18 protein-coding genes are annotated in these 18387 nt (G+C 71.5%); 11 read left to right on the forward strand and 7 right to left on the reverse strand.

Annotation, left to right across the window (positions count from 1 at the left end; translation table 11 throughout):
- Positions 1-66: 66 nt before the first annotated feature.
- On the reverse strand, positions 67-678 hold the full coding sequence (locus H9Y04_RS01585) for a TetR/AcrR family transcriptional regulator (protein ID WP_308800818.1): 612 nt from the start codon (positions 676-678) through the stop codon (positions 67-69).
- Between the two features lie 92 nt (positions 679-770).
- On the opposite strand from H9Y04_RS01585, the gene H9Y04_RS01590 reads away from it, so the two are divergent.
- The 3 genes from H9Y04_RS01590 to H9Y04_RS01600 are packed head-to-tail and all read left to right on the forward strand — an operon-like array spanning position 771 to position 2486.
- A complete protein-coding gene (locus tag H9Y04_RS01590) occupies positions 771-1673 on the forward strand; it encodes an NAD(P)-dependent oxidoreductase (protein ID WP_187811760.1) in 903 nt (300 codons plus the stop codon).
- A 31-nt stretch (positions 1674-1704) separates the two neighbouring features.
- Entirely contained in the window at positions 1705-1914 is a 210-nt protein-coding gene (locus H9Y04_RS01595; RefSeq protein ID WP_053661273.1) for a helix-turn-helix domain-containing protein, read from the forward strand.
- Positions 1914-2486: a Clp protease N-terminal domain-containing protein gene (locus H9Y04_RS01600; RefSeq protein WP_187811761.1), complete on the forward strand. Its 573-nt coding sequence runs from the start codon at positions 1914-1916 to the stop codon at positions 2484-2486. The genes H9Y04_RS01595 and H9Y04_RS01600 overlap by 1 nt, the downstream gene beginning before the upstream one ends.
- 76 nt (positions 2487-2562) lie before the next feature.
- Here the strand turns inward: H9Y04_RS01600 and H9Y04_RS01605 are convergent, their stop codons facing one another.
- The gene (locus tag H9Y04_RS01605) at positions 2563-3072 is read right to left on the reverse strand and encodes a DinB family protein (RefSeq protein ID WP_187811762.1); all 510 of its coding nucleotides are present in this window, start codon (positions 3070-3072) and stop codon (positions 2563-2565) included.
- Positions 3073-3198: 126 nt separating this feature from the next.
- Between H9Y04_RS01605 and H9Y04_RS01610 the strand changes: the two genes are divergently transcribed.
- Together H9Y04_RS01610 and H9Y04_RS01615 are read left to right on the forward strand one after the other, a co-directional pair.
- Positions 3199-3759: a YwqG family protein gene (locus H9Y04_RS01610; RefSeq protein ID WP_187811763.1), complete on the forward strand. Its 561-nt coding sequence runs from the start codon at positions 3199-3201 to the stop codon at positions 3757-3759.
- 192 nt (positions 3760-3951) lie between these two features.
- Positions 3952-4641 (forward strand): hypothetical protein, encoded by a 690-nt coding sequence (locus H9Y04_RS01615; protein WP_187811764.1) that lies wholly within the window; start codon positions 3952-3954, stop codon positions 4639-4641.
- A gap of 89 nt (positions 4642-4730) precedes the next feature.
- Here the strand turns inward: H9Y04_RS01615 and H9Y04_RS01620 are convergent, their stop codons facing one another.
- Both H9Y04_RS01620 and H9Y04_RS01625 read right to left on the reverse strand, forming a co-directional pair.
- Positions 4731-5828: a PadR family transcriptional regulator gene (locus H9Y04_RS01620; RefSeq protein WP_187811765.1), complete on the reverse strand. Its 1098-nt coding sequence runs from the start codon at positions 5826-5828 to the stop codon at positions 4731-4733.
- A gap of 1 nt (position 5829) precedes the next feature.
- A complete protein-coding gene (locus H9Y04_RS01625; RefSeq protein ID WP_187811766.1) occupies positions 5830-6813 on the reverse strand; it encodes a DUF4097 family beta strand repeat-containing protein in 984 nt (327 codons plus the stop codon).
- A 215-nt stretch (positions 6814-7028) separates the two neighbouring features.
- On the opposite strand from H9Y04_RS01625, the gene H9Y04_RS01630 reads away from it, so the two are divergent.
- Positions 7029-7874 carry a hypothetical protein gene (locus H9Y04_RS01630; RefSeq protein WP_187811767.1) on the forward strand — a complete coding sequence of 282 codons (846 nt, stop codon included), beginning with the start codon at positions 7029-7031 and terminating at the stop codon, positions 7872-7874.
- 454 nt (positions 7875-8328) lie between these two features.
- Positions 8329-8508 (forward strand): DUF6104 family protein, encoded by a 180-nt coding sequence (locus H9Y04_RS01635; RefSeq protein ID WP_003992906.1) that lies wholly within the window; start codon positions 8329-8331, stop codon positions 8506-8508.
- A gap of 7 nt (positions 8509-8515) precedes the next feature.
- Here the strand turns inward: H9Y04_RS01635 and H9Y04_RS01640 are convergent, their stop codons facing one another.
- Together H9Y04_RS01640 and H9Y04_RS01645 are read right to left on the reverse strand one after the other, a co-directional pair.
- Positions 8516-9790: a sensor histidine kinase gene (locus H9Y04_RS01640; RefSeq protein ID WP_187811768.1), complete on the reverse strand. Its 1275-nt coding sequence runs from the start codon at positions 9788-9790 to the stop codon at positions 8516-8518.
- Entirely contained in the window at positions 9787-10443 is a 657-nt protein-coding gene (locus H9Y04_RS01645; protein WP_187811769.1) for a response regulator transcription factor, read from the reverse strand. Before H9Y04_RS01645 ends, H9Y04_RS01640 begins: the two co-directional genes overlap by 4 nt.
- 269 nt (positions 10444-10712) lie before the next feature.
- Between H9Y04_RS01645 and H9Y04_RS01650 the strand changes: the two genes are divergently transcribed.
- From H9Y04_RS01650 to H9Y04_RS01665, 4 genes are read left to right on the forward strand one after another with little or no spacing between them, the layout of a single operon-like run.
- Entirely contained in the window at positions 10713-11231 is a 519-nt protein-coding gene (locus H9Y04_RS01650; protein ID WP_187811770.1) for a hypothetical protein, read from the forward strand.
- A complete protein-coding gene (locus tag H9Y04_RS01655; RefSeq protein WP_236070496.1) occupies positions 11231-12415 on the forward strand; it encodes a peptidoglycan-binding protein in 1185 nt (394 codons plus the stop codon). Before H9Y04_RS01650 ends, H9Y04_RS01655 begins: the two co-directional genes overlap by 1 nt.
- A gap of 14 nt (positions 12416-12429) precedes the next feature.
- Positions 12430-13113 (forward strand): ABC transporter ATP-binding protein, encoded by a 684-nt coding sequence (locus tag H9Y04_RS01660; protein ID WP_187811882.1) that lies wholly within the window; start codon positions 12430-12432, stop codon positions 13111-13113.
- Positions 13110-14339: an ABC transporter permease gene (locus H9Y04_RS01665; RefSeq protein ID WP_187811771.1), complete on the forward strand. Its 1230-nt coding sequence runs from the start codon at positions 13110-13112 to the stop codon at positions 14337-14339. Before H9Y04_RS01660 ends, H9Y04_RS01665 begins: the two co-directional genes overlap by 4 nt.
- Before the next feature lie 142 nt (positions 14340-14481).
- On the opposite strand, the gene H9Y04_RS01670 is transcribed toward H9Y04_RS01665, so the two are convergent.
- Positions 14482-18327 carry a multifunctional oxoglutarate decarboxylase/oxoglutarate dehydrogenase thiamine pyrophosphate-binding subunit/dihydrolipoyllysine-residue succinyltransferase subunit gene (locus H9Y04_RS01670; protein WP_187811772.1) on the reverse strand — a complete coding sequence of 1282 codons (3846 nt, stop codon included), beginning with the start codon at positions 18325-18327 and terminating at the stop codon, positions 14482-14484.
- Positions 18328-18387: the final 60 nt, after the last annotated feature.

An 18387-nucleotide genomic window follows, 5' to 3' on the forward strand; every position in this document is an offset into this window, starting at 1 on the left:
CGGCTCAAGTCGCTGCGTATCCGGCCCGGTCGGCCGCCCGCTACGTGCAGACGGTGATCAGCCGGGCTACTTGTAGAGGGTGATCAGCCGGGCCAGATGCCTGCCCGCGATCTCCAGCGGCTCCATGCTCCGCGACACCTGGGCCGCGAGCTCCGCGCCCTCCAGCGTGCTGATCGCCGTATGGGCCAGCTCGTACGCGTCCTCCTGCGCGATCCCCCCGGCGCGCAGCTTGTCCTGCACGAGGTCGCGCCAGCGCGCGAAGGTCCGGGCCGCGGCGGTCTGGATGTCCGGGATACGGCCCGCGGCGCCGAGCGAGGTCGTCGTGATCGGGCAGCCGTCGATCCAGTCGGAGTCGCGCAGCCCCTCGGCCATCCGGCGGCTCAGGACGATCATCGCCTCCGCCGGGTCCTCGACCGTGCCGAGCACATGCCGCAGCTCCTCGACGAACTCCTGGTCGCCGTGCTGGATGGCCGCGACCGCGAGCTCCTGCTTCCCGCCGGGGAAGAAGTGGTACACGGAGCCGAGGGTGGCCGAGGCCTCCTGCGAGATCTGCTTGATCCCGGTGCCGTCGTAGCCCTGCCGCTGCATCAGGCGCGACGCCGCCCGCACGATGCGGGTACGGGTGTCGCCCGGCGCGCCCGCGGCCGTCTCCGTCTTTGCCTTCGCCTTGGTGGTCACGTGCGCCAGCCTACCGGATAGAGCGTTCGTTCTAGAACTGTGCTACGTTGAATCCCGTTCTGGATAGAGCGTTCGTTCTAGAGGAGATTCCCATGCGCAGCAACGACGTGACCACGAAGAAGTCCGTGACCGTGATCGGCCTCGGCCCGATGGGGCAGGCGTCGGCCCGTGCGTATCTCGCGGCCGGCTACGACGTGACCGTGTGGAACCGCACCGCGAGCAAGGCGGACGGTGTGGTGGCCGAGGGCGCGAAACTCGCGGGCTCGGTCGAAGAAGCCCTGAGGGTGGGGGAGTTGGTGATCCTCAGCCTCACCGACTACGACGCGATGTACGCGATCCTCGAACCGGCCGCCGATGCGCTGGCGGGCACGGTCGTCGTCAACCTCAGCTCCGACACCCCGGAGCGCTCCCGCGAGGGCGCCGCCTGGGCCGAGAAGCGCGGAGCGCGCTACATCGCCGGCGGTTTCGGTGTCTCGCCGGCGCAGGTCGGCACCCCCGAGGGCTTCGCGTACTACAGCGGACCGGAGGAACTGGTCGAGGCGCACCGGCCGGCGCTCGAAGTGCTCGCCAGGGTCGACTACATGGGCGCCGACCCCGGCCTCGCGCCGCTCTGGTACCAGCTCCAGCTCGGCATGTTCTGGTCCAGCTTCGCCGCCTACCTGCACACGCTCGCGGTGGCGAACGCCAACGGGATCACCGCCGAGGAGCTGCTCCCGTACGCCGCGGACACCGCCGATTCCGTATCGGGGTTCCTGAAGTTCTACACACCGCGCCTTCAGGCGGGCAGCCATGAGGGTGATGTGGACCGCCTGTCGATGGGCGTGGCCAGCGTCGAGCACGTCACGCACACGGCCCGGGACTCGGGCGTCGACACCGCGCTGCCCGAGGCGCTGCTCTCGGTGTTCCGGCGCGGCATCGAGGCCGGGTTCGCGGACCGGAGCGCCACGAGCCTGCTGGAGGTCTTCAAGGGGGCCGGTCCTGTCAACCATGGTTGACATGCTGATGCTGTCAACGTAAGTTGACAGCATGACCGATGCAACGGATCTCGCCGAGCGGGCGGGTGATCGCGACCCCCGGGTCGGGCTGCGGGCCGTCGCCGCACTGCGGCGGCTGCTCGAACAGCTCGAAGCGGTCCAGGTGCGCAGCGCGCGCCATCAGGGCTGGTCCTGGCAGGAGATCGCCGCCGAGCTCGGGGTGAGCAGGCAGGCCGTCCACAAGAAGTACGGGAGGCAGTGATGTTCGAGCGGTTCACGGAGGGCGCGCGGGGCGTGGTCGAGGGCGCGGTGGCCCACGCGAAACGGGCGGACGCCGACGAGGTCGAGCCCGGACATCTGCTGCTCGCGCTGCTCGACGCGCGGGGCACGAAGGGCGCGTTCGCGCTCTCGGCCCTGGGCGTACGGCCGGAGGCGGTGGTCTCCGACCTGGAGGAGGCGCGGCGCCGGGGCGGGGTCTCGGCGGCGGACGCCGAGGCGCTGGCCGGGCTCGGGATCGATGTCGGCGAGATCGTCTCGCGGGTCGAGGAGACCCATGGCGAGGGTGCCCTCGCGCAGGGCAGGCCGCGCGGGCGGCGTCTGTGGTCCGGCTCGGGCCACCGGCCGTTCACGCGGGAGGCGAAGACCGTACTGGAGCAGTCCCTGCGGGTCGCTCTCGCGCGCAAGGAGAAGTCCATCGGGGACGAGCACCTGCTGCTCGCGATGGTGGCGCGGCCCGGAGTCGTACGGGACGTACTCGCCGGGTGCGGCGTGACCTTCGACGCGGTGGAGCGGGTCCTCGGGAACGGCAACGGGGGTGCCGCCAAAGCCGGTTGACGGCTCCGGCGGGAGAGGTCGGGCTCCGACGGTCCCGGCCGGAGAGATCGGGCTCCGACGGTCCCGTCGGCAGAGGTCAGGCTCCTACGGTCCCGTCGACGCCCTCGCGCAGGAAGTCGGCGTGGCCGTTGTGCCGCCCGTATTCGAGCAGCATGTGCGTCATCACGAACCGCAGCGAGACCTCCTTGTCCCAGCGCGGCTGGTAGCCGGTGACGTCGAGCGACGCGGCCTCCTTCTCGATCCGGCGCGACCGCTCCACCTCGGCCTCCCAGGCGCCGAACGCCTCGGACCGGGTGGAGGCGCTCGCGTCGTACGCGGCCTGGAAGTCGATCTCGTCGGACCACACCATGGGCGCGTCGCGGTCCTCGAACGCCCGGTGGAACCAGGCGCGTTCGACCTCCGCCATATGCCGCACCAGGCCGAGCAGCGAGAGCGTGGACGGAGCCATCGACTGCCGGCGCAGCTCCTCGTCGGTGAGCCCCTCGCACTTCATGGCGAGGGTCGCGCGGTGGTAGTCGAGGAAGGCGCGCAGCGTGTCGCGCTCGCTGCCGGACAGCGGCGGTGCGCTGCGGTGGTCGGCGGTCATGCCGTACGTCTCCTCACGCCTGGGTCCCTGGGCCACGTCAGTATCCCCGCAGGTGAACGGGCGTTGTCAGTGGGGGCGGCTAACTTGGCGGGAGTCGAGTCCTCGTGCCCTCACAAGGAGTCCCTCATGCCCGTGCCCGTCGAATTCGTCCCCGCGGACTCCGCGGTCCGCCGGCCGGTCACCAAGGTCGGCGGTCAGCCCGTATGGCTGGAGGAGCCGCAGTGGCCGCTCTCGCGCGTCAGCGGTGAACCCATGGAGTTCCTGGGGCAGTTCGAGCTCGGCGACGGCCGGCTCGGCTATCTCTTCATGACGGCCTCCGAGGGCGGTGGCGGGTCGACGTTCGAGCCCGAGGGCGGGGAGAACGCGCTGATCGTCCAGCCCGCCGGCCGCGTCCCCGACTTCCTGGCGGTCGAGGCGGCGGACTCGGGGCCCTCGGCGGGGGAGGACTTCGTCCCGCGGGCGGTGGAGCGCGCGCCGGACGGCGAGGAGTGGCAGTTCCTCGGCGGCCCGGACGTCCAGCCCAACTGGCTGCAGGGCGGCGAGCACCCGGGGCCCGGCTGGCAGCTGATAGCGCAGCTGGACTCGGCGGGCCTGCCCTTCTTCGTCAACTTCGGTGACATGGGGGTGGGTTATGCCTTCCTGTCACCCGACGGCAAGGAGGGGCGGTTCCTCTGGCAGTGCGGGTAGCCGAGGGCTGTTCCGGAGGGCGCGTTCCCGGCATGTGCGCAGATGAGACCCGGCGCAGGGAACGGAACAGTCCCTGCCATGTACGTGATCGGTAACGATCGGCGGCGCCATGAAGGCTTGTTGATCCGGCCGGGGCAGAATCTGCTCGCCGGCCAGACCAGTGAGCCGGATGAGACTCATCGGGGGAACACCATGCGCGTTGCCGGCAAGAACGGAAAGAGCTTCGTCCTGGGGGCCGCGGTCCTCGCCGCCCTCCTGTCCACCACGGCCTGCGAGTCGGGCGCGGACGACGCGAAGGCCGGCGGGAGCAAGCCGTCCGCGACCGCCACGCAGACCGACAAGCCGTCGAAGCCGGCCGGGGACGAGTCGGGCACGCCCGCCCCGGACGCGAGCAAGGACGCGGGCTCCGGCGGATCGGACGGCGGCAAGGACGGCGGCGGTACGGGCGGCGAGAACCCGGCCGAATCGGTCTGCGCCGGCGACGGCCAGGGCCCGTACGGGGCGGTCGAGTCGGTCAACTTCGGCGGCGAGGCGCCCAACACGACGATGGGCCTGGTCCTCGGCCACTACAAGTGCGAGGGCGGCGAGACCGAGCCCGCGTTCGTGCCGGACAGCGCGACCGGGGCCGCGACCAACGTCATGCTCGATGACGCCAAGCTCAAGGTGGTCGTCGCCGGCGAGCTCGCCAAGCGCCTCGGCACCAAGACGCCGGACGTCAACAGCTTCGTGCAGGAGATCGCGGAACTGCAGGACGAGGGCAAGCTCGGCGGTGCCAAGTCCCCCCAGTTCTACTTCCAGTCCGACGCGCCGAACCCGGATGCCCCTGACGGCGAGGACACCAAGATCGTCTACCTGCACCAGATCCACTTCGTGATCGAGTAGCCGGGACGGTGGTCGCTCCGGCCACCGGGCAGGCAGCTGAACGGGCGAGGGCTTCGTGAGCCCTCGCCCGTTCCCTTGCCTCTGTCCGGCTACTTGGCGGCCCGTCCCCGCAGGATCGAGCCGAGCCGTACCGCGGTGGCGGACAAGTGCCGCCGCGCGTCGGCAAGTTGCTCTTCCGTCACGCCGTGGTCCCGGGCCGCGTCCCTGACGTCGTCACGGAAGCGGTCGAGCAGGCGGTCCAGGTCGCGGGCCGGGTCGCCCGTCGACTCCTCGTGCACCCAGGCGGGTTCCTCGCCGGAGGGCGCGAAGTCGTCCGCGTCCCGTACGTCGTCCCGAACGTGATCGCGTACGTCGTCCCGTACGGCATCGGTGGCGTCGGACTTGCCGAAGTCCACCACGACCCGGGGCTCGGACTCCGTCGCGGACCCGGTGGCCGCGCCCCAGGCGCCCGGCTTGGTGAAGCGCCCCAGCTCCTTGGTGATCTCGGAAAGGCCCTCGCGGAGCCCGGTCGGCCAGTCCCCGCGCTGGAAGTGGTCCTGCACCTTGTCCTGGACCTGCTTGGCGACCCGCTGCATCTCCTCGCGGGCCTTCTCCTGGGCATCGCGATGCGCGTCCTGCGCCTGGCGCCGCGCCTGCTGGGCGTCCTCGCGGGCTCGCCGCGACTCGTCCTTGGCGCGCCGCGCCTGCTCCTTCAACTCCTGCTTGGCGCGCCGCAGTTCCTCCTTGGCGAGCTGCCAGGACTCGCTGTCGCCGAAGGCGTTCTCCCAGTCCGTACCGCGTCCGGACTTCCGTCCGGTGGAGCGCGCCTCGCCGGCCGCGGCGCGCATCTCGCGCCGCAGATCGCCGGCGGCGCCGCGGACGTCGTCGCGGATCTCGGCGGCGAGCTCGGCCACGGACTCGCGGATCTCCAGTTCGAGGTCGGCCAGTTCGCCGCTGCGGCCGGCCAGTTCGGCGCGGCCCGCGTCGGTGATCGAGTAGACCTTGCGGCCGCCCTCGGTGGTGTGCGTGACCAGACCCTCGGCCTCCAGCTTGGCCAGGCGCGGGTAGACGGTGCCGGCGGACGGGGCGTACAGGCCCTGGAAGCGCTCCTCCAGGAGCCGGATGACCTCGTACCCGTGGCGCGGGGCCTCGTCGAGAAGCTTGAGCAGATACAGCCGCAGCCGGCCGTGGGCGAAGACGGGGGCCATCTCAGAGCACCTTCCCGTTCGGGCCCTCGGGGGAGGGCGGTGCGTCGGAGGGGGGTGCGTCGGTTGCGGGTGCGTCGGCCGCGGGGGTGTGGGTCGTGGGCGCGTCGGCCGACGGGGCGGTCGGGGGCGTGTCCGTCAGCGGGGCGTCCGCCGGGGGTGCGTCGTCGAAGCCGTCGCGGGCCGGGCGGCGAAGGAGGGCGATCGCGCCGGAGATCGTGGTCGCCTTGAGCTTGCCGCGTCCGGCGCCGAGCCGGCCGGTGATGCGCTTGGCGCCCCACTGGCCCGAGACCCGCAGGTCCTCGAAGGCGTTGGAGACGGCGCCGCTGGTCGTGTTCGCCTCGACCTCGGCGTCCGCGGGGTGCGGAAGGCGGATGGCGATCTCGCCCGAGACGCTGTTCAGGGCGACGTCGGTGGCGCGGTCCGCGGGGTCCAGATCCACGATCATGTCGCCGCTCACGGAGTCGGCGCGCACGGACGTACCGGCGTCGACGACGGTCAGATTCCCGGATACGGAGTTGAAGCGGAGCTCGCCCGTGACGGACTGGGCCTCGACATCGCCGGACACGGACTCGGCGCGCACCGGTCCGCTCAGGCCGACGAGGGCGCAGTCGCCGGTGACACCCTTGACCGTGGTGGCCCCGTCGATCCCGGAGACCATCGCGCTCGCGCCGACCACGCCGACCTCGACCCGGGTGCCGGTGGGCACGGCGAGCGAGACGACCGCGCGGCGCTGCCAGCCCTTGCGGTCGAGGAACTTGAGCCAGCCCTTCCAGGGCAGATCGTCATAGCCGACGGTGAGTACGCCGTCCTCGTGGCCGACGAGCAGTTCGGGTCCGTGCACCTCGGTGATCTCGAGGCGGGCGGTGGCTTCGTCGGTCCCGACGACGTTCACCGTTCCATTGACGATGCGTACCTGCAGGGTCGTCACCGGGTCGTCGAAGGTGAGCTTCTGGGGCTCGGCGACGGTCCACGTCGACTCTGGCATGGCTGACCTCCTTCGGCCTGGGGCGGCCCCGGGCGCGTGGCCTGGGGAGTGATTGACGCGCCATATCGCGTCTTCCTCTAGACACGATATATCGCGGATACGGAGAGTCAAGCGGCCGTGAACCGGAGATCTGTCTCGGGGGCTCCCTTAGGGGGCGAGGTTCTATAGCGGGGCAAAAGCGGGCTGATATGGACAAGTTGTCCTAGCTTTGAGGCATGGCTGACACCCCCGAGCAAGCGCCCGTGCGGCATCCGCCCGTCGACGGGAGCCCCGGCGCCCTCCTCCTGTGCCGCTCCGATCCGGCCGCCGTCGGCCCCGCGGCCCAGCTGCTGCGCGAGCGGATGCTGCTCGCGCAGGCCGGGCCCGAGTGGAGCGTGCTCGTTCCCGAGGGCAGGCCCTGGCTGGACGGCGGGGAACAGGTCGACCGGGTCGCGCGCGGCTGGGCCTCCGCCCTCGCGGTCGCCGCGCCCTGGCCGGCGCTCGCCCTGTGGTGGGACGAGGGCGGCGCCGGGTTCACGCTCGCGTCCGGCTTCCGGCGCACGGTCGGCTACGTATGGCTGGCGAACGGTACGCCGGTGGGCGAGGACGAGGCGATGAGCAGCTTCGTCGGACGGCTCGGCCTCGACCCCGTACTCGATATGCAGGCCCTCGACGCACTGACCCGACCCGACGCGGACGCGGACGCGCGGGCCAGGATGCTCGGTCTCCTCGCGGTGCTTTCGCGCGCGGGCCTGACCCTGCCGGCCGGGCTCGCACCGGGCCTGCCCGCAGGCGAACTCCGTTCCGCGGCGGCGGCGTTGCCCGAGGTGGAGCAGGTGCAGTGGGCCGGCTGGCGGGAGGTCGTCAGCGCGGAGCTCGACGTGGTCGAACGGGGGCGGCTCGGGACCTGGATGCGGGGGCCGCGGGCCCGCGCCATCGGTGCGCTTCAGCTGGCGGCGGGGCTGCCCACGATGTTGTTCGGGCTGCGGCGGCGCAGTGCGGGGTGGGCGGTGGCGGGGGCGGTGCTCCTCGCCAACGGTGCGCTGGGGCTGGCCTACGACACGGTCCGCGCTCGCGACTGAGTGGCCGCGTCGGGTGTGGTCCGGCTGCGCCCGGGCCGGCGTCTCGTCGCCGTCTGCGGGTGGGTTGCGCCTGCGGCGGGCGCATTTCCCCTCCCCGCCCCTTCCCGAAACCGAGGGCTGCGCCCCCGGACCCCCGGGTGGGTGGGCCTTTTGGGGCTTCGCCCCTTGCCCCCCTTTCGCGCCTGAACGGCGCTCGTCCTCAAACGCCGGACGGGCTGAGGTTGGGCGCTCCGTTGGCAACAACGTGAGTCCCTCGGTACCGGTCCACATTGCCCGAATACCAGGTACCCCACCCCGGCACCGACCCAAGACGAACCGCACGCGCAGCCTCGGCCGCAGGCGAGCAGCACCATGAGCGGGAGCTCAGCCTCGGCCGCAGGTGAGCAGCACGAGGGGCGGAGCCGCAGAAGGCAAGCCGTGCTGGGGTGGAGAGGACGCGTCATATCCTGGGGGCATGTACTTCACGGACCGAGGCATCGAAGAGCTGGAGAAGCGGCGAGGTGAGGAAGAGGTCACCTTCGAGTGGCTGGCCGAGCAGCTGCGTACGTTCGTCGACCTGAACCCCGACTTCGAGGTGCCCGTCGAGCGCCTCGCCACCTGGCTGGCCCGGCTCGACGACGAGGACGACGAGTAGCCCGAGGTCACACGGCCCCCGGCAGCATCACCGTCACCGCCAGGCCACCCTCCGCCCGCGCCTCGGCCTGCACCTCGCCCTCGTGCGCGCCCGCGATGGACCGCACGATCGACAGCCCGAGCCCCGCACCCTTCGCGGAGGCCACCCGGTCCGCGTCGAGACGCCGGAACGGTTCGAACAGACGCGGGATCTCGTACGGGGGCACCGCGGGCCCCGAGTTGGCGACCCGCAGCTCGGCCCGCCCGTCGGGGCGGACCCCCGTGACCACCTCGACCCAGCCGTCCTGCTCGACGTTGTGCCGTACGGCGTTCTCCACCAGGTTGTGGACGAGCCGCTCCAGGAGCAGGGCGGCACCCGCAGTCGGGGCCTCGTCCGTCGTGCTGCGCACCGCGACGCCCGCGGCCCGCGCCTGGCCCGCGACCTGGGCGACGACATGCACCGCCACATCCGCGAGGTCGACCGGATGCCGCTCGGTGATCGCGTTCTCGGAGTCGGCGAGCAGCAGCAGGCCCGAGATCAGGCGCTCGTGCCGGGAGTTGATCTCCAGGAGGTTCTCGCCGAGCTGCTTGACGTCCTCCGAGGCCGTACGCCGGTGCATGGCCACCTCGACCAGGGCGCGGCCGAGCGTCAGCGGGGTGCGCAGCTCGTGCGAGGCGTTCGCGACGAAACGGCGCTGACCGTCGAAGGAGCGGTCGAGGCGTTCGACCATCGTGTCGAAGGTGTCCGCGAGCTCCTTGACCTCGTCGACGGGACCGTTCAGCGCGATGCGCTCGTGCAGCCCGCGGTCGGCCGCGGGCGCCGCGGCGATCCGGCGTGCGGTGTCCGTGACGCGGTGCAGCGGGGCGAGCACCCGGCCCGCGACCAGCCAGCCGAAGCCGGTGGCCGCGCCGCCGACCACAAGGAGGGCGATACCTCCCTGGGCGAGGAGCGAGGTGGTCGCGGCGTCGTCCACCCGGGCCTGCTGTGCCTTGATCCAGCGGTCGGCGGTCGCGCCGGTGAGGACATCGCCCTCGGGGGTGATGGCGTAGCGTCGCCGGTCGCTCGGGCTCTTGCCCTCGCCCTCGTCGCCCTCGTCCGCGGTGCGCTGTTCCTTTTCACCGGCCTCCCGTATGTCCTTCCCCAGCATGGAGACGAACTTCGTTCCGCCACTGCGCAGTTGCTGCTGGAACAGCCCGTACGTCGTACCGAGCAGCACGATCCCCGCCAGCAGGAAGAGCAGCCCGAAGACCAGCGTCAGACGGGTGCGCAGCGAGATGCGGGCGAGCCGCCGGGCGGGCCTCACGGGATCCGGTACCCCGCCCCGGCCACCGTCTCCACCACCTGAGGCTCACCCAGCTTGCGGCGGAGCTTGAGCACGGCGAGACGCACCGCCCCGGTGAACGGATCGGCGTGCTCGTCCCAGGCCTTCTCCAGGAGCTGCTCAGCCGAGACCGCCGCACCGTCCGCCCGCAGGAGTTCGGCGAGCACCGCGAACTCCTTCGGCGACAGCGGTACGTAGCGTCCGTCGCGGAACACCTCGCGGCGGGCCGGATCCAGGGTGAGGCCCGCGCGGCGCAGCACCACGGGGACGGCGGGGCGCGAGCGGCGGCCCAGGGCCAGGACGCGGGCGGCCAGTTCGGGGAACGCGAAGGGCTTCGTGAGGTAGTCGTCGGCGCCGAGCGTCAGTCCCTCCACCCGGTCGCGGATGTCCGCCGCCGCGGTCAGCATCAGGACCCGTGCGCCCTCCTCCGCCTCGGCGAGTGCGCGGCACACGTCGTCGCCGTGCAGGCCCGGCAGATCGCGGTCGAGGATCACCACGTCGTACGCGTGCACGCTCGCGCGCTCCAGGGCGGCCGCGCCGTCGTAGGCCACGTCCACCGCGTGCGCCTCCTCGCGCAGCCACCCCGCTATCGCGTCGGCGAGCAGCTGCTCGTCCTCGGCCACCAGGACCCTCATGTCCGCTCCTCACTTCACGTACCGGCACATGGTGACCAGGACGCTGTTTCCTCCGCGTGAGCCCGAGCTGTCAAAGCGGCGCCCCAGGACGGCACCGGCAGCACACCCCGCCACCGCACCGCCGGCGCCCCACCACGGCACCGCCGGCGCCCCACCACCGCACAGAAGCCCTCACAGGAAGCGGAAACCACCGGGAAACGCCCCGCCGCGTTGCATCACCCCCGGTGCGGCCGTGACCGACGGCCGCGTAAGGCAAGGGAGTTGACGCGATGCGCAGGAAGGCTCGCAGCATCCTGGCGGCGCTGCCGCTGGTGCTCGCGCTGGCGCTGACCGGCTGCGGCTCGGACAGCGACGGCGGGGGAGTGGCCTCGGCGAACGGGGCGGAGAAGGACGGCGCCTCGGCCTCGCCCTCGCTCGACCCGCAGGAGATGGGCATGAAGTTCGCGGCGTGCATGCGCGAGAACGGTGTGCCCATGGACGACCCGGAGCCCGGCGAGGGCATCCGGATGAAGCTGGACGGCTCGATACCCAAGGAGACCGTCGACAAGGCGATGGAGGCCTGCCGCAAGTACCAGCCGCAGGGCCAGGGCGGCAAGGGGCCGGGCGCCGAGAAGATGCGCGAGTACGCGCAGTGCATGCGCAAGAACGGCGTCGATGCCTTCCCCGACCCCTCCGACGGCGGTCTGCGGATCGGCAAGGAGATCGTCGAGGACCCGGACTTCGACAAGGCGCAGGAGGCCTGCCAGGACCTGATGGGCGGCGATCTCAAGATGCAGGGGAAGAGCTGATGGGGGAGTCCGTGGTGGAGAACGCGGACATGACCGCAGGGCAGAGCCCCGCGCAGCCCGCCGAGGAGACCGCCGGGGACGGGTTCGTCCACTCCCCGGAACCCGTCCGCCCGCGCCGCCGCCGGGGCTTCGCCCTCGCCGTGGCCGTAGCGGTGCTCGCCACCGCCGGCGCCCTCACCGCGGCCGCGCTCGGCCTCGGCGGCGCCGAGCAGGGCGGGACCGAGCAGAGCACCCTGCCGCCCGCGACGGCCGAGGTCACCCGGGGGACCCTGAAGGACACCGAGTCGGTGGACGGTCAGCTCGGCTACGGCGCCGCGACCACCGCCACCGCCCGTAAGCCCGGCACGCTGACCGCAGGCCCCGACACCGGCGACCGGATCACCCGGGGCAAGTCCCTGTACGCGGTGGACGGTGCGCCGGTGACGCTGATGTACGGGGCCACGCCCGCGTACCGCGATCTGCTGGAGGGCGTCGAGGGGCCCGACGTACAGCAGTTGGAGAAGAACCTGGACACGCTCGGCTATACGGGATTCACCGTGGACGAGGAGTTCACGTCCGGCACGGCCGACGCGGTGCGCGCCTGGCAGGAGGACCGCGGCCTCGACGAGACCGGCCAAGTGCCGCTCGGACAGGTGGTGTTCGCGGACGGCGCGGTACGGATCGACAGCCTCGCCGCCCGCAAGGGCGATGCGCTCCAGCCGGGCGCCGAGGTGCTCGCGTACACCGGGACCGAGCGCGCCGTCACCACCGAACTCGACGCGGCCGACGAACAGGTGGCCAAGGAGGGCGCGAAGGTCTCGGTGCGGCTGCCGGACGACACCCTGGCCGCGGGGAAGGTCACGGAGGTCACCACGGTGATCAAGCCGGCCGAGGCGCAGGGCCAGGACCCCGAGACGAAGATCGAGGTGGTCGTCTCCTTCGCGGACGACAAGGGACGCAAGGCGGCCGACGCGTACGCCCTCGCGGCCGTCCATGTCGACTTCACCGCCGAGACCCGCGAGGACGTGCTCACCGTGCCCGTCGCCGCGCTCCTCGCCCTCGCCGAAGGCGGGTTCGGCGTCGAGGTCGTCAAGGGCTCCACGACCACGTATGTCCCGGTCACCACGGGCCTGTTCGCGGACGGCCGGGTGGAGATCTCGGGCGACGGGATCACCGCGGGTACGAAGGTCGGGGTGCCGAAGTGACGTACGGCGACCCCATGATCTCGCTGGAGCAGGTCACCAAGACGTACGCCGGCGGTGTCACGGCCCTCGACACGGTCTCCCTGGAGATCGCGGCAGGTGAACTCGTGGGCATCGTCGGACCGTCCGGCTCCGGCAAGTCCACGATGCTCAACATCCTCGGGACCCTGGACCGGCCCACGTCGGGACAGGTGCGCATCGACGGGTACGACGTGGGGGAGCTGTCCGACGCCGCGCTCTCCGCTCTGCGCGCGGCCCGGATCGGCTTCGTCTTCCAGCAGTTCCACCTGGCGGCGTCCACCTCGGCCTGGGACAACGTGGCGGACGGCCTGCTCTACTGCGGACTCGGCGTACGCGAACGCCGCCGCCGCGCCGCCGAGGTCCTGCGCCGCGTGGGCCTCGGCCACCGCCTGTACCACGCACCGCACGAACTGTCCGGCGGCGAACGCCAGCGCGTCGCCATCGCCCGGGCCGTCGCGGGCGACCCGGCGCTGCTGCTCGCGGACGAGCCGACGGGCGCGCTCGACTCGGTGACCGGCGCGGGGATCATGCGGCTCCTGCGCGAACTGCACGCCGCCGGTACGACGGTCGTGATCATCACGCACGAGCGGGAGCTCGCGGACGGCCTGCCGCGGCAGGTACGGATGCGGGACGGCCGGATCGTCAGCGACTCGGCCGCGCTGTCCGAGGTGGTCGCATGACGGCCGTCCTGGACCGCCCGGCGCCGCGCCCGCCCCTGCGTCCGGCCCGCCTGCGCCCCCGCGACGTGGTCAAGGTCGGCTCCGTGGGCCTGCGCACCCGCCCCCTGCGGGCCTTCCTGTCCGCGCTCGGCATCGCCATCGGGATCGCGGCGATGGTCGCGGTGGTCGGCATCTCGGCCTCCTTGCAGGCCGGGCTCGACCGTACGCTGGCGGCGCTGGGCACCAACCTCCTGACCGCGTCGCCGGGCTCGACCATGTTGGGCGAGGCCGCCCAACTCCCGGACTCCGCGGAGAAGATGGCGGCCCGCATCGGCCCGGTCACCTCCGTCTCCGCCATCGGTAAACTGCCGGGCGCCAAGGTCTACCGCAGCTCCAAGATCCCCGAAGCGGAGACGGGCGGTCTGTCCGCGTACGCCGCCCGCACCGACCTGCGCTCCACGACCGGGGCGGTCCTCGCGAGCGGTACGTGGCTGAACGCCGCCACCGGCCGCTACCCGGCCGTGGTCCTGGGGGCCACGGCGGCCGAACGCCTCGGGATCGGGCGTGCCACGCCCGACACCCAAGTCCTCATCGGGGACCGGCTGTTTACGGTCGTCGGCATCCTCGCCCCCGCCGAGCTCGCCCCCGAACTCGACACGGCCGCCCTGATCGGCTGGCCCGTGGCGACGTCGGAGCTCGGCTTCGACGGGCATGCGACGACGCTGTACGTACGGGCCGAGGACGCCGACGTGGAGGGTGTCCAGTCCGTGCTCGGCGCGACGGCCAACCCCTCGGCGCCCAACGAGGTCGACGTCTCGCGCCCCTCGGACGCCCTCGCCGCGAAGAAGGCGGCGGGCGAGGCCTTCACCGGTCTGCTCCTCGGCCTCGGTGCGGTGGCGCTGCTCGTCGGCGGGGTCGGGGTGGCCAACACCATGGTCATCTCCGTCCTGGAGCGCCGCGCGGAGATCGGCCTGCGTCGTTCGCTGGGGGCCACCCGCGGCCAGATCCGCACCCAGTTCCTCGCGGAGTCCCTGCTCCTGTCCGCACTCGGCGGCCTGGGCGGCGCGCTCCTCGGGGTGGGAGTCACCGCCGGATACGCCCTGTACCAAGGGTGGCCGGTGACGGTCCCGCTGTGGGCGGGCGTGGGCGGCGTCCTCGCCACGCTGGTGATCGGCGCACTGGCCGGCCTCTATCCCGCCGTACGGGCATCACGCCTCGCACCGACGGAGGCACTGGCGGGGCGGTAACCCAGCCCGTCCGGTAACCCAGCCCGTCCGGCGTTTGAGGACATCCGACCGAAGGTCGGATACACCACCGGGGCGTAGCCCCGAAAGCCGAAGGGCCGCACCCGGTGCACGGGTGCGGCCCACTGGCGTTCTGCGCAGAAAACTACGCCTCGAACACCTCGGCCATCAGCTGCTCCTGCTCGGCCTGGTGACGCTTGGCCGAACCCACCGCCGGCGAAGAGCCGTGCGGACGCGAGATGCGGCGCAGGCGCTCGTCGTGCGGGATGTCCGCGCCGACGGCCAGGTCCAGGTGGTCGATCAGGTTGAGGGCGATGAAGGGCCATGCACCCTGGTTCGCCGGCTCCTCCTGGGCCCAGATGTACTTCGCGGCGTTCGGGAACTTCGCGATCTCCGCCTGGAGCTCCGCACCCGGCAGCGGGTAGAGGCGCTCGATACGGATGATCGCGGTGTCCGTGATGCCGCGCTTCTGACGCTCGGCCTCGAGGTCGTAGTAGACCTTGCCCGCGCAGAAGACGACCTTGCGGACCGCGGCCGGGTCGACGTACGAGTCGCCGATGACCGGACGGAAGCCGCCCGTGGTGAACTCCTCCGCCTTCGACGCCGCGGCCTTCAGACGCAGCATCGACTTCGGCGTGAAGACGACCAGCGGCTTGTGGTGCGGGTTGTGCACCTGCCAGCGCAGGAGGTGGAAGTAGTTCGACGGGAGCGTCGGCATGGCGACCGTCATGTTGTCCTGCGCGCACATCTGCAGGAAGCGCTCCGGGCGGGCGGACGAGTGGTCCGGGCCCTGGCCCTCGTAGCCGTGCGGGAGCAGCAGCGTCACACCGGAGTGCTGGCCCCACTTCTGCTCGGCCGAGGAGATGAACTCGTCGACGACGGTCTGCGCGCCGTTGACGAAGTCACCGAACTGCGCCTCCCACATCACGAGCGCCTCGGGACGGGCGAGCGAGTAGCCGTACTCGAAGCCCATCGCCGCGTACTCGGAGAGCAGCGAGTCGTACACGTTGTAGCGAGCCTGGTCCTCGGAGAGGTACAGGAGCGGTGTGTAGTCCTCGCCGGTCTCGCGGTCGATGAGGACCGCGTGGCGCTGGCCGAAGGTGCCGCGGCGCGAGTCCTGGCCGGCGAGTCGGACCGGGACGCCCTCCAGGAGCAGCGAGCCGATGGCGAGGGTCTCGCCCATGCCCCAGTCGATCGTGCCGTCCTCGACCATCGCCGCACGGCGCTGCAGCTGCGGCAGCAGACGCGGGTGCACGGTGATGTGGTCGGGGATGTTGACCTGGGACTCGGCGATCCGCTTCACGACCTCCTGCGAGATCGCGGTGGTCAGCGAGACCGGGAACGCGGCCTCGGTGCCCGGGACCTCGGAGGGCGCCGGGTGCGAGGTGGCCTCGCGGACCTCGGTGAAGACCTTCTCGAGCTGGCCCTGGTAGTCCTGAAGCGCCTGCTCGGCCTCTTCGAGCGTGATGTCGCCACGGCCGATGAGCGACTCGGTGTAGAGCTTGCGCACCGAGCGCTTCTTGTCGATCAGGTCGTACATCAGCGGCTGCGTGAACGCCGGGTTGTCCGACTCGTTGTGACCGCGGCGGCGGTAGCAGATGAGGTCGATGACGACGTCCTTGTTGAACGCCTGGCGGAACTCGAAGGCCAGACGGGCAACGCGGACGACGGCCTCGGGGTCGTCGCCGTTCACATGGAAGATCGGCGCCTCGATCATGCGCGCCACGTCGGTGGCGTACATCGAGGAGCGCGAGGACTCCGGGGCGGCGGTGAAGCCGACCTGGTTGTTGATGACGATGTGGACCGTGCCGCCCGTGCGGTAACCGCGCAGCTGCGACATGTTGAGGGTCTCGGCCACCACGCCCTGGCCCGCGAAGGCCGCGTCGCCGTGGATCGCCACCGGCAGGACGGTGAAGTCCGTGCCGCCCTTGTTGATGATGTCCTGCTTGGCGCGCGCGACGCCTTCGAGGACCGGGTCCACGGCTTCCAGGTGCGAGGGGTTCGCGACCAGGGAGACCTTGATCTGCTCGCCGTCGAGACCGGTGAAGGTGCCGGCCGCGCCCAGGTGGTACTTCACGTCGCCGGAGCCGTGCATCGACTTCGGGTCGAGGTTGCCCTCGAACTCGCGGAAGATCTGCGCGTACGACTTGCCGACGATGTTGGCGAGGACGTTGAGGCGGCCGCGGTGGGCCATGCCGATGACGACCTCGTCCAGACGCGACTCGGCGGCGGAGTCGATGACCGCGTCGAGCAGCGGGATGACGGACTCGCCGCCCTCCAGGGAGAAGCGCTTCTGGCCGACGTACTTCGTCTGCAGGAAGGTCTCGAAGGCCTCCGCCGCGTTCAGGCGGCGCAGGATGCGCAGCTGCTCCTCGCGCTCCGGCTTGGAGTGCGGGCGCTCGATGCGGTCCTGCAGCCACTTGCGCTGCTTCGGGTCCTGGATGTGCATGAACTCCAGGCCGGTGGTGCGGCAGTAGGAGTCGCGCAGGACGCCGAGGATGTCGCGGAGCTTCATCATCGACTTGCCGGCGAAGCCGCCGACCGCGAACTCACGCTCCAGGTCCCACAGGGTGAGGCCGTGCTCGGTGATGTCCAGGTCGGGGTGCTTGCGCTGGCGGTACTCCAGCGGGTCCGTGTCGGCCATGACGTGGCCGCGCACCCGGTAGGAGTGGATCAGCTCGAAGACGCGCGCCGCCTTGGTGACGTCGTCGTCGTGCGAGGCGTCGATGTCCTTGAGCCAGCGGACCGGCTCGTAAGGAATGCGCAGCGCCTTGAAGATCTCGTCGAAGAACTCGCCCTCGCCGAGCAGCAGGTTCGCGACGATCCGCAGGAACTCGCCGGAGGCGGCGCCCTGGATCACGCGGTGGTCGTACGTCGAGGTGAGGGTCATCACCTTCGAGATGCCCAGCTTGTTCAGGGTGTCCTGCGAGGTGCCCTGGAACTCGGCCGGGTAGTCCATCGAGCCGACGCCCATGATCACGGACTGGCCGGACATCAGACGCGGCACGGAGTGGACGGTGCCGAGGCCGCCGGGGTTCGTCAGCGAGCAGGTGACGCCCGTGAAGTCCTCCATCGTCAGCTTGCCGTTGCGGGCGCGCCGGACGATGTCCTCGTAGGCCTGCCAGAACTCGAAGAAGTTCAGGGTCTCGGCCTTCTTGATGCCCGCCACCACGAGCTGGCGGTCGCCGTTCGGCTTCACCAGGTCGATGGCCAGACCGAAGTTGACGTGCTCCGGCTTGACCAGGGTCGGCTTGCCGTCCTTGACCGCGTAGTGCCAGTTCATCGACGGCATGGCCTTGATGGCCTGCACCATCGCGTACCCGATGAGGTGCGTGAAGGAGACCTTCCCGCCGCGGGCGCGCTTGAGGTGGTTGTTGATGACGATGCGGTTGTCGAAGAGCAGCTTCACCGGGACGGCGCGCACCGAGGTCGCGGTGGGCACCTCGAGGGAAGCGTCCATGTTCTTCGCGACGGCGGCGGCGGGACCGCGCAGGGTGATCAGCTCGGGGCCCTCGGCGGGCTCTGCCGCGGGGGCCGCCTTGGCGGCCGGCTTCGCGGCGGCGGGCGCGGCCTGAGCCGCGGGCTTCGCCTGAGCCGGAGCGGGGGCGGGCACGGCGGCGGGCGCCGGGGCCTGCGCCGGGGCGGCCGCCTGGACGGGCGCGGCCGGAGCCTGTGCCTGGACCGGGGCGGGCGCCGAGGTGCCTGCGGGAGCGCTCGGGGCCGGTGCGGCCGTGGTGCTGCCCGCAGCCCCCGCGGCTGCGTCAGAGGCGGAGCTCTCCGTCTTCAGCGGGGCGGCGGCGTTGGCGCCGCCCGGCTTGTAGTCGGCGAAGAAGTCCCACCAGGCACGGTCGACCGAATTCGGGTCCTGGAGGTACTGCTGATAGATCTCGTCGACGAGCCACTCATTGGGACCGAACGCGGCAGCAGGGTTCTTCCCCTGCCCCGTTTGATCGGTCGTGGTGCTCGAGTTACTGGGGGACTGTGGCGACACGGCGGTAACCGCCCTCTTCCGCTTCACAAGGTGATGGACAGCGGGAATAAAGGCTACGCC

The organism is Streptomyces polyasparticus (assembly GCF_014493765.1).
GTDB lineage: Bacteria > Actinomycetota > Actinomycetes > Streptomycetales > Streptomycetaceae > Streptomyces > Streptomyces polyasparticus.

Excerpts from the sequence above, each read along its gene's own strand:
- H9Y04_RS01590 (WP_187811760.1), top strand. The coding sequence starts at position 771 with ATGCGCAGCAACGACGTGACCACGAAGAAGTCCGTGACCGTGATCGGC.
- H9Y04_RS01595 (WP_053661273.1), top strand. The coding sequence starts at position 1,705 with ATGACCGATGCAACGGATCTCGCCGAGCGGGCGGGTGATCGCGACCCC.
- H9Y04_RS01600 (WP_187811761.1), top strand. The coding sequence starts at position 1,914 with ATGTTCGAGCGGTTCACGGAGGGCGCGCGGGGCGTGGTCGAGGGCGCG.
- H9Y04_RS01605 (WP_187811762.1), bottom strand. The coding sequence starts at position 3,072 with ATGACCGCCGACCACCGCAGCGCACCGCCGCTGTCCGGCAGCGAGCGC.
- H9Y04_RS01610 (WP_187811763.1), top strand. The coding sequence starts at position 3,199 with ATGCCCGTGCCCGTCGAATTCGTCCCCGCGGACTCCGCGGTCCGCCGG.
- H9Y04_RS01615 (WP_187811764.1), top strand. The coding sequence starts at position 3,952 with ATGCGCGTTGCCGGCAAGAACGGAAAGAGCTTCGTCCTGGGGGCCGCG.
- H9Y04_RS01620 (WP_187811765.1), bottom strand. The coding sequence starts at position 5,828 with ATGGCCCCCGTCTTCGCCCACGGCCGGCTGCGGCTGTATCTGCTCAAG.
- H9Y04_RS01625 (WP_187811766.1), bottom strand. The coding sequence starts at position 6,813 with ATGCCAGAGTCGACGTGGACCGTCGCCGAGCCCCAGAAGCTCACCTTC.
- H9Y04_RS01630 (WP_187811767.1), top strand. The coding sequence starts at position 7,029 with ATGGCTGACACCCCCGAGCAAGCGCCCGTGCGGCATCCGCCCGTCGAC.
- H9Y04_RS01635 (WP_003992906.1), top strand. The coding sequence starts at position 8,329 with ATGTACTTCACGGACCGAGGCATCGAAGAGCTGGAGAAGCGGCGAGGT.
- H9Y04_RS01645 (WP_187811769.1), bottom strand. The coding sequence starts at position 10,443 with ATGAGGGTCCTGGTGGCCGAGGACGAGCAGCTGCTCGCCGACGCGATA.
- H9Y04_RS01650 (WP_187811770.1), top strand. The coding sequence starts at position 10,713 with ATGCGCAGGAAGGCTCGCAGCATCCTGGCGGCGCTGCCGCTGGTGCTC.
- H9Y04_RS01655 (WP_236070496.1), top strand. The coding sequence starts at position 11,231 with ATGGGGGAGTCCGTGGTGGAGAACGCGGACATGACCGCAGGGCAGAGC.
- H9Y04_RS01660 (WP_187811882.1), top strand. The coding sequence starts at position 12,430 with ATGATCTCGCTGGAGCAGGTCACCAAGACGTACGCCGGCGGTGTCACG.
- H9Y04_RS01665 (WP_187811771.1), top strand. The coding sequence starts at position 13,110 with ATGACGGCCGTCCTGGACCGCCCGGCGCCGCGCCCGCCCCTGCGTCCG.